Source organism: Micromonospora sp. NPDC051543 (genome assembly GCF_044454415.1).
Taxonomy (GTDB): domain Bacteria; phylum Actinomycetota; class Actinomycetes; order Mycobacteriales; family Micromonosporaceae; genus Micromonospora.
Genome location: NZ_JBITDT010000019.1, coordinates 1 through 14937, shown reverse-complemented (window position 1 = coordinate 14937; position 14937 = coordinate 1). Strand labels below are relative to the sequence as shown.

Genomic DNA, 14937 nt, shown 5'->3' with positions numbered 1-14937 from the left:
CCCCCCGCCGCCCGGCCCCCGGCGCCGCCCCCCCCCCCCCCCCCGGCCCCTTCACGTCCGCCCTTCCGCCCGGCCGGCCCCGCCCGCCCGGCGCTTGCGGCCGGCTCGCGCATGATCGACTCGACTTCCGTGATGCCGGGGCGTCGTGGGCGCTCGGACACCGCGCTTTCCGAGAACCCGAGTGGATCACGCCCTTCCTGTCACCCTGATCCCTTAGCGGGCGCTATATGTGGGGTTTTCTCGGATACGTCCGCCTCGCGAAGATAGTTCTCATACGGTGGGCATCAGAGGCTACAAGCCATTTGTAGCTGGTCGTGGCGCTGCGGGCGGTGCGACCCCGTCTGGTAGTAGGAAGGGCGGAAGGCTCTGATGTCCGATGACATAACGAGTACCGAGGGCGGGGCCTCCACGGCGCCGCCAACACGACGACGACGGGCACTCTGGGTCGCCGGCGTGGCCGGCCTGACCGGGGTGGTGGGCCTGGCCGCCCTCGGCGGCATCGCCGCGCGGGACGACAAGCCCACCTCAGACCGGGTGTCCGACGCACAGCCGTCGACGAACCGGCAGAACGTCAGCGACGACGGCGGGAACGCCGACGAGAGCAAGGGCAACGGCGACGAGGAGTCCAGCGGCGACGACTGGAGCGGTTTCGACGATCGCGGCGGCGCCGACAAGCGCCACGACAAGGACCGCACCAAGCAGGTGCCCTGTGACTCGGACAAGCTGATCCAGGCGATCACGTTCGCCAACAGCGACGACGGCGGTGTCCTGGAACTGGCGAAGGGCTGCACCTACACCCTGACCCGCAACCAGGACGGAAACGGCCTACCGGTGATCACCGAGCCCATCACCCTCAAGGGCGAGCACACGGTCATCGGCCGCGCGGCCACCGCCGACTACTTCCGCATCCTGAACGTGGGGCCGGGCGGAAACCTCACCCTCAAGGGCCTGAGCATCAGGGGTGGGCAGACCATCCAACAGGCGGCGAGCGTGGAGCCGGCGACGGTCTGGGGCTCGTACTCGACCTCCATCCGGACCACGACGGCCACCGCCGGCCAACCGGCTGCGGCAAAGCCAGCGACCACCGCCAAGCCGGCCACAGCGGCAGCCAAGTCGGCCACAGCGGCAGCCAAGCCGGCGACCACGGCAGCCAAGCCGGCCACGGCGAAAGCCAAGCCGGCAGCCAAGCCGGCCACTGCGGTAGCCAAGCCGGCGGCAGCGGCAGCGGTCCAGCCGACCGCGGCAGCCACGCCGGCAGCGAAGCCATCGGCAGCGACGGCCAAGACGGCAACGGCCAAGACGGCAACGGCAGCGGTTAAGACGGCAACGGCCAAGGCGGCGACCACCGCGAAGCCTTCCACCACGGCCACGCCGGTGACGGCGGCTGGCACGGCGGTGGTGCCGCTGGTGGAGGAGCCCGGCTTCAACGACGGCGCCGGGGTGCTCGTACAGCCCGGGGGTCGGGCCGAGATCCTGGACAGCGAGCTGTTCTACAACCAGTCCGGCGGCAACGGCGGCGGCTTGGCGAACTTCGGTTCGGCGCGGCTCAGCAAGAGCACCGTGGCGCACAACACCGCCTTCCTCTACGGCGGCGGCATCTTCAACGCCGGAGTGCTCCAGGTCGACGAGTCGAAGGTGACGGACAACACCGGCATCGTCGGCGGCGGTGGCATCGCCAACGGCGCGGCCGACATCCTCACCGAGGGCGTCGACGGCGGCGCGGTCTGGGTCTACAAGAGCGAGATCACCGAGAACGAGACGCTCGGCTTCGGTGGCGGCGTCCTGGACGTCGAGGGCACCACGACCCTGCACGACACGAGGGTCACCGACAACACGGCGGTCCTGGCGGGTGGCGGCGTGGCCGTGGCCGACAGCCAGCTCACCCTGAAGCAGGCCACGGTGGCCAGGAACAGCACGGCCGGTGTGGGTGGCGGCGTGGCCGTCGCCTTCGACAGCACCGCGACGATCGAGGACACCGCGATCAAGGAGAACACCGCCGGGTTCTTCGGCGCCGGACTCTACAACGAGGACAGCGTCGTCACGCTGCGCAACAGCGAGGTCTCGGGCAACCGGGCCATCGGTCCGCTGGGCAGCGGCGGCGGCATCTACAACACGGAAGGTGGCGAGATCAGCGTCCAGCGGACGAAGGTGACGTACAACGTGGCCACCCTGCCGCCCGGCGGGATCTCCAACGGCCTCGGCAGCTTCGTACGGCTGGACGACGACTCCGCCGTGTCCGCCAACCGCCCCACCAACTGCCTGAACGTCCCCGGCTGCTTCTGACCGGGAACGGATGGCTGATCCACATAGAGGGAGCGCCCCTCCGAGCCCGTTGCGGCACGGAGGGGCGTACCCATTTGGGCTGGTCAGGGGCTTGCGGCCCGGCGCGTCCCGACCAGGCCGTCCCGGGGCAACATGAACCTAATGTGGGGTTGTTTCGGATACGGCCGCGAGGCGAGGAACATTCTCATACGGTGTTTTTGGGAGCTACAACCGATTTGTAGCAGGGGACGACCGTCTGAGGGCGGCGACCCTGTCTGGTACGAGGAGAGGGCAGAGAGCTCCGATGTCCAACTACCTAACGAACAACGAAGCCTCCGGGCGGGCGACGGCCAAGAGCCGCCGCAAGCTCTGGCTCGCCAGCGGCGTGGCCGGTCTGACGGGCGTGATCAGTCTCGCGGCGGTAGGCGTCGCGGGCAGCGCCGGGGCGGTCGGCCTGAACTGGAACACCGCGCAGGTGAGCAAGGACGGCGACCAGCACGGTGACGAGGGGCGCGACTGGGACATCGACCGGGACAAGGACAAGGGCAAGGACCGGGACAAGGACCACGAGCGTGGGAAGGAGGTGCCCTGCGACACCGACAAGCTGATCCAGGCGATCGTGTTCGCCAACAACAAGCACGGCGGTGTGCTGGAACTGGCCAAGGGCTGCACCTACAACCTGAGCCGCAACGACTACCAGGGCAACGGTCTGCCGGTCATCACCGAGAACATCACCCTGAAGGGCGAGCACACCACGATCGCCCGTGAGGCCACGGCCGACTACTTCCGGATCCTCAACGTCGGTCCGGGCGGCCACCTCACCATCAAGGGCCTGACCGTCAAGGGTGGTCAGACCCTCGAACTGTTGAGCGCCGTCGAGCCGGCGGCCGTCTGGGCGTCCTACTCGGACTCCGAGGCGATCGCGGCGCAGGTGAAGGCCGGCGTTCCGCTGGACCAGGCCCTCACCGCCCGGCAGGCCAACCCGAAGGCGGGCCTGAAGGCCGCGCCCAAGGCGACCCCGAAGGCCGCCACGAAGGCGGCGCCGGGCGCCGTCACGCCGCTCGTCGAGTACCCGGACGACAACGACGGCGCGGGCATCCTGGTGCAGCCGGGCGGCTCCGCCGAGATCATCGAGTCCGAGGTCGTCCTCAACCAGTCCGGCGGCAACGGCGGCGGTGTGGCCAACTTCGGCACCACGAAGATCTGGCACAGCACCGTCGCGGGCAACACCGCCTTCTTCTTCGGTGGCGGTGTCTTCAACGCCGGCCTGCTCAAGGTCGAGGAGTCGAAGATCAAGGACAACACCGCGATCATCGGCGGTGGCGGCATCTCCAACGGCGCCGCGGAGATCTTCACCGAGGACGTCGACGGCGGCACGGTCGAGCTCAAGAAGGCCGTGATCAGCGACAACGAGACGCTGGGCTTCGGCGGCGGCTACCTCGACATCGAGGGCAACACCACCGCGTACGACACCGAGATCACCTCGAACACGGCGGTCCTCGCCGGTGGTGGTCTGGCGGCGGCGGACAGCCAGCTGAACCTGCACAAGGTGACGGTCGCGAAGAACAGCACCGCCGGGGTCGGTGGCGGTCTCGCCATCGCCTTCGACAGCGCGGTGACCGTCGAGGACAGCTGGATCAAGGAGAACACCGCCGGCTTCTTCGGCGGCGGGGTCTTCAACGCCGGCAGCATCCTCACGCTGCGCAACAGCGAGGTCGTCGGCAACCGGGCCATCGGCCCGATCGGGGTCGGCGGCGGCATCTTCAACATCTTCGGCGAGGTCAACCTGTCGAAGACGAAGGTCGCCAACAACTTCTCGACCTTCGCGCCGGGCGGTGTGTTCACCTTCTTCGGGGCGGTGAACGTGGACGACAAGTCCGCCATCACCGCGAACCGCCCGACGAACTGCCTGGCCATCCCGGGCGGCGCCATCGAGAACTGCTTCGCCTGATCAAGAGCACGCAGCACGACGCACCACACGGGCCGGCCCCCTTCCGCGCGACGCGGGAGGGGGCCGGTCCCCGCTCACTTCTGAACGAACACCGCCACGCTGCGCGCCGGCACCGTGAAGGTGCCGGCCGCCCGGTCGAACGACGCCGTCCGCAGCGTCGGGTCGGCCGAGTCGACCAGCACCGGGTGCAGCGACACGTCCGCGCCCCGCAGACCGGTCACCGTCTGCGTCGCCGTCTCCGGAGTGCCGTTGAAGACGACGGTCAGCGCGGTCCAGGCCCCGCCCAGACCACGCGCGTCAAGCGTCATGGTCAGCACGCCCGGGGTCTCCGACTCGCCGGACAGGGGGAACGCCACCCGCCGCTGCACCTGCTCGGCGCTGTCCAGCCCGAACACCGGCGACGACGCCCGGACGCGCAGCAGCTCGGCGTACCGGGCGTCGGTGGTGTCGATCGCCGAACAGTCGGGCACCAGGGCCGGGTCCGCGAGCAGCGGCTTCGCGTACGGCCACTTGTCCTGGTTGTCCTGCGCCGGTGGCAGGCCGACGCCGAACCCGTTGCCGTTGGCGCAGTCCCAGCGGATCTGGTTGAACCAGTCACCGGAGTTGAACGAGTTGCGGTCCAGCGACTTCGACCGCAGCCGTTCGGTGCCGGCGGTGACGAACCCGGCGCCCTGCCCCAACACCACCGTGCTCAGCGCCAGCACCTGCATCCGGGAACGGTCCGCCGCGCTCGTGCCCTGCGGCAGCTTGTACGCCAACGCGTCGTACAGGATCTCGTTGTCGTGCGCGTCGACGTAGGTGACGGCCTCCCCCGGCGCGGCGGTGTACCCGGCGGGCGAGCCGTTGTAGTCCACCTGGGCTCCGGTGACCGTACGCCCGGAGGTGTCGGTGAACCGGTAGTCCCGCAGGTTGCCGGTGAGGCCCACCTTGATCAGGTCGTGGGCGTGCAGCAGGCGGGCCTTCTGGGTGGCCGCCGACCCGTTCACCTCATCGCCGTTGGGGTCGGTGTAGAGCCCGGAGGCGAAGCCCTGCACGCGCGGGTTGGCGTCGAACGGTCCGCCGCCGCGCACGGCGTCGCGCAGCCGGTCGTTGAACGTGCCGATGCCCGTGCCGGCCATGTTGGCCTGGGTGGCCTGCTCGAACCGGGCGTCGTTGGCGACCTCGCCGAAGTTCCAGCCCTCGCCATAGAGCATGATCGCCTTGCCGTCCACGCCGTCCCGGGCGACGGTCAGCCGGTCCAGGGCCGTGCGCACGGCCAGGATGTTCGCCTTCGGGTGGTGGCCCATCAGGTCGAACCGGAAACCGTCCACCTTGTACTGCTTGGCCCAGGTGACCAGCGAGTCGACCACCAGCTTGCCCATCATCGCGTGCTCGGGCGCGGTGTTGGCGCAGCACGTGGAGTTGGCGACGGTGCCGTCGTCGAGCAGCCGGTGGTAGTAGCCGGGCACCACCTGGTCGAGCACCGACCTGGGGTCGACGCCGGCCGCCGCCGTGTGGTTGTAGACCACGTCCATGACCACCCGCAGGCCGGCGTCGTTCACTCCGGCCACCATGCGACGGAACTCGGTGGTCCGGGCCGCCCCGCTCGGGTCGAGGGCGTAGCCGCCCTCCGGAACGGTGTAGTGCAGCGGGTCGTACCCCCAGTTGTAGCCGTCGGTGTCGGCGACGGCCGCGACGCATTTCTGCTGCTGGTCCGAGTCCGGCGGCAGCGCCGCCAGGTCACAGGCCGGCTGGCGCTGGTCGGCCCGCTTCTCGGGGATGGTGGCGAAGTCGAAGGCCGGCAGCAGGTGCAGGTGGGTGACCCCGGCGTCGCCGAGCGCCCGCAGGTGCGTCATGCCGGCGGTCCCCGGGTCGGTGAACGCCAGGAACGTCCCCCGCCGCTGCGCCGGCACGGTCTCGTCGGCGATGGAGAAGTCGCGCACCGACAGCTCGGAGATCTGCGCCTTGGACGAGGGCACCCCGGCCGGCTTGCGCAGTGTGCGCCACCCGGGCGGGGCCAGCGCCGGGTCGTTGAGATCGACGAGCTGGCTGTGCGTGGAGTCCGCCGCGAGGGACACCGAGTACGGGTCGGTGACCGACGCCGTCACCATCCGCTGCGCGGCCGGCTGCCACGCCTGCACCCGGTAGCGGTAGTACCGGCCCGTCCAGGCGTGGCTACCGCGTACCGACCAGACGCCGGTGCGGTCGTCGCGGCGCATCGCCACCGTCTTCGGCGCGGCCGTGGGCGAGTCGAACAGTTCCAGCTCCACCGTCCGGGCGGTGGGCGCCCAGAGCGCGAGGCTCGGCGTCCGGCCGGCGAAGGTCGGGCCGAGCGTGACCTGGGTGGCCCGGGAGTACACGTCGTCGAGCACGCCGGGGATCTGCACGCCGGTGGCGGCGAGCAGCTTGCCCTGGGCGTCGCGCTCGGTGACCAGCAGCTGCCCGCGCAGCGCCGCCGGCACCTTCGCCAGGTCACCCCGGTCGAGCGTGAAGGCCCGGTGGGACCACAGGTGCCCGAACGCCGCGCGCTGGGCCTCGGTGAGCCCGTTGCGCTGCGCGCGCAACGGCAGACTGGTGTACGCCCCGGACAGCTCCCCGTCGACGACGCTCACCCCGCCGGCCGGGGCGGTCACCAGGGCGTACGCTCGGCCGTCGGTCGGCGGGGTCTGCCAGGCGATGGTGGACCGGTCGATCCAGTGCGCCTTCTGCTTGGCGATGTCGGTGTCCCCGCCGGCGCTGGTCGCGGTCGACGGCAGCAGCCGCCCCGGGGTGGCGGCGAGCAGCCACACCTCCCGGCCGGCGCTGGCGAAGTCGAGCCGCTGATCGTCGGGCAGGTCCTTGGTGTCACCCTTGTGCAGGATGTAGTTCAGCCCCGTGGCCCCGGCCGCCAGCGGCACCCGGAACACCGCGCCGAACGCGTCGGTCGAGGTGGGCGCGAGCGGGCTGGCCCAGTCCGTCGGGTTGGCCGCGCCGTCCCACAGGTGCAGACCCCACCCGTCGTAGTTGCCGTCGGCCCGCCGATAGTGGATCACCGCGGTGCCCTCCTCGACCGCCGGGTCCGGTTGCCCGGTGGCCGCCTGCCTGCTCGGATAGACGGTCGCGTCGCCCTGCTTGAGCCAGATCTCGCCGGTCTGGCTGACGTCCATCGTGCGGTCCTGGGCGACGTCCTTGGTGCCATCGGAGTCCACCACCACGAAACCCACGGACTTCGCGCCCGGCTTGAGCTTCACCCAGGCGAACCGGCCGTAGGAGTCCTGCCCGGCGAACGGTTGCCCCTTCGGCCACTCGGTGACGTACGCCGGGTCGATGTCGCCCCAGGCGTACAGGCCCCAGTCGTCGTACCCCCCGGCCGGACGCTGGTAGTGCACCACCGCCCACTCCCGGGATCCACCCAGCTCGGGCGTGCCGACGACGGCGACGGACCGGGCAGTGGCGGTGCGGCCCCGGCCGTCCCGGACGACCGCGCGGTACTCGACGCGGGTGCCGCCGGCCAGCCCGTCCAGGTCGTGGTGCACCGTGTACGGCGCGTGGTCGGCGCTGCCCAGCAGCGTCCACCGGCCGCCGCCGACCCGGGCCGCCACGGTGACGGTCGACAGCGGGTCGCCGGTCACCTGCGCGGTGACCGCCGCGCGGGTCGCCACCGACGCGTCCGGCGCGGGGCTGGTGATGGCGATTGTCGGCGTGCCGCTCGCCCGGGCGATGGGGCTGCCCGCGCGGTACACGGCCGCCGACAGCGGCGGCACGGTCAGCGTGACCTTCCCGTCGCCACCGGCCTTCGCGCCGGCGGAAGCGCCGTAGATGCCGGTGAAGGTGGCGCCGGCCGACCAGGTGTCCACGCTGACAGTCTGCGCGGTCGCGGCGTTGTTCACCGCCACGAGGTACTCGGTCCGGTCTGCGGGCGCGACGCGGGAGGCGGCGAACACGCCGGGACCGTCGGCGGCGTACCGGGTGACCTGGATGCCGTCGCGCAGCGCGGGGTGCGCCTGGCGCAGCCGGCCCAGCTCGGCGATCGTCCGGTACAGCGGGTGGGCGGTGTCGAACTGGTCGCTGGCGTGGGTGCTGTCGGTGCCGAGCAGGTCGTCGTCGAGGTAGTCGGGCACCTTCGAGGCGAACATGTCCTGCCGGGCGTCCTTGTCCCCACCGGGGCCGGTGAAGCCCTGCTCGTCACCGGAGTAGATCACCGGCTGGCCGCGGGTGAGGAACATGAGCTGGTGGGCGAGCTGGTCGCGGCGCAGGTGACTGGCCGGGTCGGTGCCGCCGCCGGCGATGAACGACCCGATCCGGCCCATGTCGTGGTTGCCGAGGAAGGTCGTCAGCCGGCCGGCGTCGGTGTCCCGAGCGGCGTAGAGGTCGTCCCGGGCGTACACGTCGGCGAGGGCCTTCGCCGAGCCGCCGCCCGCCGTGTAGCCCCGCGCGGCCTCCTGGAACGCGAAGTCGAGGGTGGCCGGCAGACCGCCGCGGCGCACGTACGTCGACGTGACCTCCGGATCGGCGCTGTACACCTCGCCGAAGACGAAGAAGTCCCGTCTGCCGGCCTTCTCGGCGGCCCGCTCGACGCCCCGGGTGAACTGCGGCCAGAAGTCCATGTTGACGTGCTTGACGGTGTCCAGCCGGAACCCGTCGACGCCGGTCGCGCCGATCCAGTCCCCGTACGCCTTGGTCATGCCCTGGACCACCTCGGGCCGTTCGGTCCACAGGTCGTCCAGACCGAAGAAGTCGCCGTACTCGCTGTTCTCGCCGGCGAACGTGGAGTCGCCCCGGTTGTGGTACATGGTGGCGTCGTTGAGCCAGGCCGGCACCTTCACCGTCGCGTCAGCCGGCTCGGGAAAGACCGGCGTGTACGGCCCGGCGTTCGCGTCGACGGTCGGGAAGTCCCGGCTGCCGTCGGCGTAGTTACGGTCCTCGAAGGCCCGCCCCCGCGCGTCCGTGTACGGCGAGGTCGCCTTGTCCACGTAGGCGTAGCGGTCCTCGGCGTACCTGATGACGTCGGCGGTGTGGTTGACCACCACGTCGAGATAGACCTTGATGCCTCGCCGGTGTGCCAGCGAGACCAGCTCCTTGAGCTGGGCGTTCGTGCCGAAGTGCGGGTCGACCTGGGTGAAGTCGGTGATCCAGTAGCCGTGGTAGCCGGCGGAGATGTCGTTCCCCTCGCCCTGCACCGGGCGGTTCTTGAAGATCGGGGCGAGCCAGATGGCGGTGGTGCCCAGGCCCTGGATGTAGGACAGCTTGTCGATGACGCCCTTGAGGTCACCGCCGTGGTAGAAGCCCTTGTCGGCCGGGTCGAGACCGGTGCGCAGCCGGTCACCGGTGAGCCCGCCGGAGTCGTTGCGGCGGTCGCCGTTGGCGAACCGGTCCGGCAGGACGAAGTAGAACTGTTCGGCACGCGCGGTGTCGGCGCCCGCGGCCAGTAACGCGTCGGCGCTGGGCTCGTTGCGCCACTGCACCGCGCCGGTTGCGGTCAGGGGATCGGCGCTGGACGGCCGGGGATCGGCGTCGGCGCCGAGGGGACGGGCGGATACCGGCGTGCCGACGAGGGTGACGGTGAGCAGGCTGACGAGCGCGAGCAGGGCGGTACGGCGTATCGGCGGGGGTTTCATCGACGGCCTTCCTCTGGTCGTGATTGGCCGCACGCTAACCCTTGCCGTAACGATCTGCAATACCTTGCAAACAAAGTCGTAACAGAGCAGCAAACTTGCGGAAGGCTCGCTCAGAACCCGCTACAACGGGCCCCGTCGACAGTGCACCCACGCGGCGTCGAGGACGCCCGCTCCAGGTGGAACCGCAGCGCCACCGATCCACCGGCCGGCACGTCCACCCCGCTGACGTACGTGAAGCCGCCGTCGAACTGCCGCAGCGTCCCCTGGGGTACGCCCTCGACCCAGGTGGTCACCAGTCGACCACCGGCGAACTCGAACCGCACCGTCCACCCACGGTCCACACCGGACGCGTTGACGATCAGCACCTCGCCGATGAAACCACCGTCGAAGCTCTGCACCACCCGGTAGCGTCCGCTCACCGCCGACGGCTGCTGCGACGGCCGGACCGGCGGTCGCGCCGACGTCGACGCCACCGCCGGGCCGACCGTCGACGGCCGCGACGTCACCGGCGTGACCGGCGCGCTCGGCGGCAGCCCGCTGGCCCGCGGCGACAACCCGGGCAGCAGCGCCGAGTTCTCCGGCAACGGCGTCGGCGACAGCCCGGACGGCGACACCGGCGCCTGCGGCAGCGGCAGACCCGCCGGTGGCGGCCCGCCGTCCCGCGCCGGACTACGCCCCCGGTACGCGCCCAGAGCCACGAACAGCAGGACCACCATCACGACGACACCGGCGCCCACCACGATCCACGGCGACGACGCGATGGCCGCCGGACCGTGCGACGGTCGCGGGGCACGACGCATGCCGGACATGTACCTCCCTCAGCGGGCCGTCCGGGCAGCCTAGCGATCGACGGCCCGCCCCGGAAAGCGTCGGCGTCGCGCGCCGCGCAGCCCGAAGCCCGGTCAGCTGAGCCGGCACTCCACCCCGTTGATCACGCACCGCACCGGACGCTGCGCCGATCCATCCCAACTGACCCGCAACCGCAGGGTCTGCGTGTCACCGGCACCCAACGACTCTCCGCCGCTGAGCACGAACGCGCCGTCACCCTGCGCCGCCACCGAGATCCCCGCCGCGCCGCTGACGCGCAATCCCCGCGTGTCGTCCGCGAAGGCCAACTCCACCCGCCAGTCCACCGACCGGTCCGACCCGTTGGTCACCGACAGCGTGGCCTCGGTCGCGTTCCAGCCATCCGTACCGACCTTGTACTGCGCCGACACCGCCGGGTCCTTCGTCGCCAGGGCCGCGGCGCTCGTCGCGCCCGGCGACGGCGACTTCGTGGTGGCGCGCGGCGACGGCGTCCGGCTGCTGCGCGAGGCGCGCGGCGACGCCGACCGCCGCTCCAGCCCACCCGGCGTCGGCGCCGAGGACGCGGCAGCCGGCGTCGTCGGCAGGAACACCGGCGGCGCGGCCTGCGGCGTGCCTTCGCCCTCCCGGGTACGGAACGACAACAGCGCGACCACCAACAGCACCGCCAGCGCGCAGATGCCCACCAGCACCACGATCCACGGCAGCGACAGCACCACTCGCGCCGTCCGCGGACCTCCCGCGCCGTCCGGCCCCACCGCCATCAGGTCTCCCCTCGTCCCACCGACGCGACAGCGTAGCCAGCGCCGGGCGGACCGGAAACCCGGCGGGTACGGATCGGACCGACCGGCCCCCTCCGTCCGGAAAACGGCTCGGACGCGTCGACGCTCCGCTGGCGGTCAGCCCGTCCGGACGACCGTGCAGATCAGCGGCCCCTCACCCGAGGTTCGCAGCAGGTAGCGGTACCGCTCCCCCGGCACCGCACGCCCCTGGCTGTCCAGGAACTCCCACTCGACCGACACCAGGGTCAGCAGCGCGGACACCGGCTGCACGTCCTCGATCCGGGCGTGCGCGGCGATCAGCTCCCGGTCCTGATAGTCGGGCGCGGCGCCCACGAAGGACAGCGCGACCGCCGCCAGCGAGGTGAACGAGAAGCTGTACGTGTCCGCCACCACCAGCCCGGGCAGGGCGTAACAACCACCGAGGGACGGCAGGTCGCCCGAGGTCAACGCGGCGCCGTACCGGTCGAAGAACCCGGTCAGCGTGTCGAGATCCGTGGAGGCGTTCACGGCGACAGCAATTGCCCCGTACCGGGTGGACCAAACCTCGGGTCGAACCTCAGCGGGGCGGGACCCGCACCTCGATCTCCGTACCCAGGCGGGCGCCCCCGGCCAGTCCCAGGTCGTCACCACTCCAGAACCGGCCCGGGTCGTACCAGTTCGGACGCCTGCCGGCGGGCAGCAGGCCCATCGCCTCGTACGTCACGGCCACCACCTCGGCGCAGTACGCCGTCTCCAACGCCCGCTCCCGCGCGGCCGCGCTGGTCGGAGCGGCAGTTGTTTCCCGGTTGGCCGCTTGGGCGGCCCGCGACACGGCTCGGAGTGCCGCCCGGCCAGGACCCGGCAACGACGGCACCCGGCCACGCACCCACCGCCACGCCAACTGGGCGGTCGACGGGAACGGCGTACCGTCCAGGCGGGCGACGGTCCGCAGCACCGAGCGTTCCATCTCGCCCTCGGCCGGCGGGTCGAGCTGCCGCAGCCAGGCCCGCTGACCGTACCGGTTGGCCCACACGCAGACCGCGTCCCGCAGGTCGTGCAACTGAACACCGCGCTGGTGCGTGCCCGACCACAGGTCCGGCAGGGACTTGCCCAACTCCGCGTGCCACATCAGCGGCGGCATGTCGTCAAGCACGACGGCCATTCCGACGTGGTTGACCGGACTGTTCGTGGTGAACTGGATCGCCCGGTCCGGCACGCTACGACCCCGGAACACCCACACGTCGCCGGTGCGGGTCAACTCGACGGCCTCATCCAGGCTGATGCTCATGAGGGACTAGCCTAGGCCGATGCGGCAACGAGTGCGGTGGTGGAAGGTCCTCGGCCTGGCCGGCCTCGCCGGGGTGGCAGCGTCCGGTGTGGTCATTGCCCGGGCGGAGCGGCGCCGACGCGCGTACACCCCGGAGGAGATCCGGGAGCGACTGCGGGAACGTCACGCCCAGGCCAATGAGGCAGCGGACTCTCAATCGCCCCAGACCTGATCGACTCGGGTTCCTGAATATCGGGCTGTCCCGCGCGTTCGGATACCGCGGTATCAAGGAATCCGAGTTGGTCATCCCAGAACGGCCCCGATGTCCGTTTCGGCTGGGTGACGTCGTCACGTTCACGGGCCGCGTCCCGTGACGGCTCGCACCCGGGCGGCGGAATCCGCGGCCGGTCGGGGTCGTTATACCTGGCACGCCGCCGCGACCCCCGGGTCGCCGAGCGGCCGCCGGGAACACCCTCTAGGCCGGCGTGGTTACACCCCCGCACGGCCGAGCACCATGCTGGCTAGGCCCGGGAACACCCGCCGGGTCAGGGTCGTTACATCCCCCGCATGGCCGAGCACCAGCCGGCCGCCCCCGGTCCCCGGCGGGAATGATCCGCTGGCACGGACCGTTGCATCACCCTCCGGGACACCCCCCGTGCAGGCCCCGCTGGGTCGCCGGGTCCGGTCCCCCCAAGACTTTCTCCCGCCCGGCACGCCCCCGTGTGCCGAGCCGCGTTTTTTCCCCCGATGAAGCAGAGGAGCACGCCATCATGCGTACCGATCTGATTCGTAAGACCGCTCTGACCGTTGCTGGTCTCGCGTTCACCGGTGGCGCCATCGCCGGTCCGGTGACGACCGCGTTCGCCGCTGAGAGCACCGCCAAGCCGACCAGCCAGTCGCAGTCGGATCGTAAGGGTCATGGTGAGCGGCAGTTGGGTGTGCGTTACGAGGCGCAGCCGAACTTCTACTACTGCGGTCCGGCCGCTACCCGTAACGCGTTGAGTGTGCAGGGCAAGGACATCAGCGTGGACGCGATGGCCAAGGAGATGGGCACCACCGAGGCCGGCACCAACAGCATCAATGACATCACCCCGGTGTTGAACAAGGAGACCGGTAAGCCCGACGCGTACCACAGCGTGGAGATCAGCAAGCCCGACGCCGACGCCACCCAGACCGACCGGTTGCGCGCCGACATCGTCCGCACTGTTGATGACGGTCGGGCCGTGGTCGCGAACATCGCCGGCACCAGCGTCGACACCGACGGCACCACCCACTCCTTCGAGGGCGGGCACTACATCAGCGTCGTGGGCTACCGCGATGACGGCAACACCGTGCGGATCGCCGACTCCGCCGATGCGAACACCGCCGCCTACGACATCACCGTCGAGCACCTCGCCGACTGGATCGCCACCCGCGGCTACGCCACCAGCTGACCACCACACCGAAAGGGCCGGACCCCGAACACGGGGCCCGGCCCTTTCGGCGTTTCCGCCCAGGACATGAGCAGATCTTGGACACTTTCCGTTCTGCGCTAACTGTGGTGTCCCGAGACATGTGTCAAGGGGAAGTCCCGATAGATGTGTCATGGGTTGGTGATCAAGCTGTTCGGGTGAGGGTGGTGTAGGTCTGGTCGGGGGTGAGGTGGAAGTGGCCGAGGGGTTGGCCGTCGCGGTGGTAGACGGTGATCTGGGTTTGGTCGCGGATGACGGTGACGGTGGTGCCGGCGTGGGTGGTGCCGACGCTGGTGCGGTGTCCGGCGACGCGGATGCTGCCGGTGCTGCTCACGAGGCAGTGGTGCAGGGTGGCGTCGGTCTGTATGGGCGGGCTGGTTGGTCCGCCGAGGCTGGGTGCGTTTGTCCATGCCTGGGCGGGGGTGGCGCGTCGTGGTAGGGCGCTGTGGCGTCGTTGGGTGTTGTAGTAGCGGCGGTAGACGTTCAGTAGGTTCTGCAGTTCGGTGCGGGTGCCGGGGGCGGGTTGGGTGCTCAGCCATTTTTTGAGGGTTTGGTGGTGGCGTTCGACCTTGCCGCAGGTTTGTGGGTGGTAGGGGCTGGAGTTGATCGGCCGGACGTTGTGCTCCAGGAGGCACTGGACGAATGTGGAGATTGATCCGGGTCGGGTCCGCCGGCTGGTGAACGCGGTGCCGTTGTCGGACAACACGATCGCGGGGACGCCGTACTCGTCGAAGGCCTGCCTGAGCGCGGTGAGGGCACCGTCGGCGGTCTCAGCGGACGCCGCGTGACAGCCGACGAGGGTTCGGGTGCAGTCGTCCAGGACGTCGAAGACCGCGGCGAGGCTGCCGTCGGCGAGCCGCACGTT

General features: G+C 70.7%; 10 protein-coding genes. 4 read left to right on the top strand and 6 right to left on the bottom strand.

Annotated features, from left to right (window positions below):
• Positions 1 to 453: 453 nt before the first annotated feature.
• Together ACIA3K_RS27270 and ACIA3K_RS27265 are read left to right on the top strand one after the other, a co-directional pair.
• A complete protein-coding gene (locus tag ACIA3K_RS27270) occupies positions 454 to 2283 on the top strand; it encodes a hypothetical protein (RefSeq protein WP_396804512.1) in 1830 nt (609 codons plus the stop codon).
• A 283-nt stretch (positions 2284 to 2566) separates the two neighbouring features.
• Positions 2567 to 4213, top strand: a complete 1647-nt coding sequence (locus tag ACIA3K_RS27265; protein ID WP_396804511.1) for a hypothetical protein — start codon at positions 2567 to 2569, stop codon at positions 4211 to 4213.
• A gap of 74 nt (positions 4214 to 4287) precedes the next feature.
• Here ACIA3K_RS27265 and pulA read toward each other — a convergent pair whose 3' ends face one another.
• The 5 genes from pulA to ACIA3K_RS27240 all read right to left on the bottom strand — a co-directional run bounded on the left by pulA (position 4288) and on the right by ACIA3K_RS27240 (position 12642).
• The gene (gene pulA, locus ACIA3K_RS27260) at positions 4288 to 9789 is read right to left on the bottom strand and encodes a pullulanase-type alpha-1,6-glucosidase (RefSeq protein ID WP_396804510.1); all 5502 of its coding nucleotides are present in this window, start codon (positions 9787 to 9789) and stop codon (positions 4288 to 4290) included.
• Positions 9790 to 9899: 110 nt separating this feature from the next.
• Positions 9900 to 10598, bottom strand: coding sequence for a cellulose binding domain-containing protein (locus ACIA3K_RS27255; protein ID WP_396804509.1), 699 nt, complete (start codon positions 10596 to 10598; stop codon positions 9900 to 9902).
• Positions 10599 to 10691: 93 nt separating this feature from the next.
• A complete protein-coding gene (locus tag ACIA3K_RS27250; protein ID WP_396804508.1) occupies positions 10692 to 11357 on the bottom strand; it encodes a hypothetical protein in 666 nt (221 codons plus the stop codon).
• A gap of 135 nt (positions 11358 to 11492) precedes the next feature.
• Complete coding sequence (locus ACIA3K_RS27245; protein ID WP_396804507.1) at positions 11493 to 11882, bottom strand: hypothetical protein; 390 nt, start codon at positions 11880 to 11882, stop codon at positions 11493 to 11495.
• A 49-nt stretch (positions 11883 to 11931) separates the two neighbouring features.
• The gene (locus ACIA3K_RS27240; protein WP_396804506.1) at positions 11932 to 12642 is read right to left on the bottom strand and encodes a hypothetical protein; all 711 of its coding nucleotides are present in this window, start codon (positions 12640 to 12642) and stop codon (positions 11932 to 11934) included.
• A gap of 19 nt (positions 12643 to 12661) precedes the next feature.
• Between ACIA3K_RS27240 and ACIA3K_RS27235 the strand changes: the two genes are divergently transcribed.
• Both ACIA3K_RS27235 and ACIA3K_RS27230 read left to right on the top strand, forming a co-directional pair.
• Positions 12662 to 12853 (top strand): hypothetical protein, encoded by a 192-nt coding sequence (locus ACIA3K_RS27235; protein WP_396804505.1) that lies wholly within the window; start codon positions 12662 to 12664, stop codon positions 12851 to 12853.
• 538 nt (positions 12854 to 13391) lie between these two features.
• A complete protein-coding gene (locus tag ACIA3K_RS27230; protein ID WP_396804504.1) occupies positions 13392 to 14054 on the top strand; it encodes a C39 family peptidase in 663 nt (220 codons plus the stop codon).
• 163 nt (positions 14055 to 14217) lie between these two features.
• On the opposite strand, the gene ACIA3K_RS27225 is transcribed toward ACIA3K_RS27230, so the two are convergent.
• Positions 14218 to 14937: transposase (locus ACIA3K_RS27225; protein WP_396804503.1), on the bottom strand; the 720-nt coding region annotated here is incomplete at its 5' end.

What these genes read in the sequence shown, in the direction of transcription:
- ACIA3K_RS27230 (WP_396804504.1), top strand. Translation starts at nt 13,392, where the DNA reads ATGCGTACCGATCTGATTCGTAAGACCGCTCTGACCGTTGCTGGTCTC.
- ACIA3K_RS27250 (WP_396804508.1), bottom strand. Translation starts at nt 11,357, where the DNA reads ATGGCGGTGGGGCCGGACGGCGCGGGAGGTCCGCGGACGGCGCGAGTG.
- ACIA3K_RS27240 (WP_396804506.1), bottom strand. Translation starts at nt 12,642, where the DNA reads ATGAGCATCAGCCTGGATGAGGCCGTCGAGTTGACCCGCACCGGCGAC.
- ACIA3K_RS27265 (WP_396804511.1), top strand. Translation starts at nt 2,567, where the DNA reads ATGTCCAACTACCTAACGAACAACGAAGCCTCCGGGCGGGCGACGGCC.
- ACIA3K_RS27235 (WP_396804505.1), top strand. Translation starts at nt 12,662, where the DNA reads ATGCGGCAACGAGTGCGGTGGTGGAAGGTCCTCGGCCTGGCCGGCCTC.
- ACIA3K_RS27255 (WP_396804509.1), bottom strand. Translation starts at nt 10,598, where the DNA reads ATGTCCGGCATGCGTCGTGCCCCGCGACCGTCGCACGGTCCGGCGGCC.
- pulA (WP_396804510.1), bottom strand. Translation starts at nt 9,789, where the DNA reads ATGAAACCCCCGCCGATACGCCGTACCGCCCTGCTCGCGCTCGTCAGC.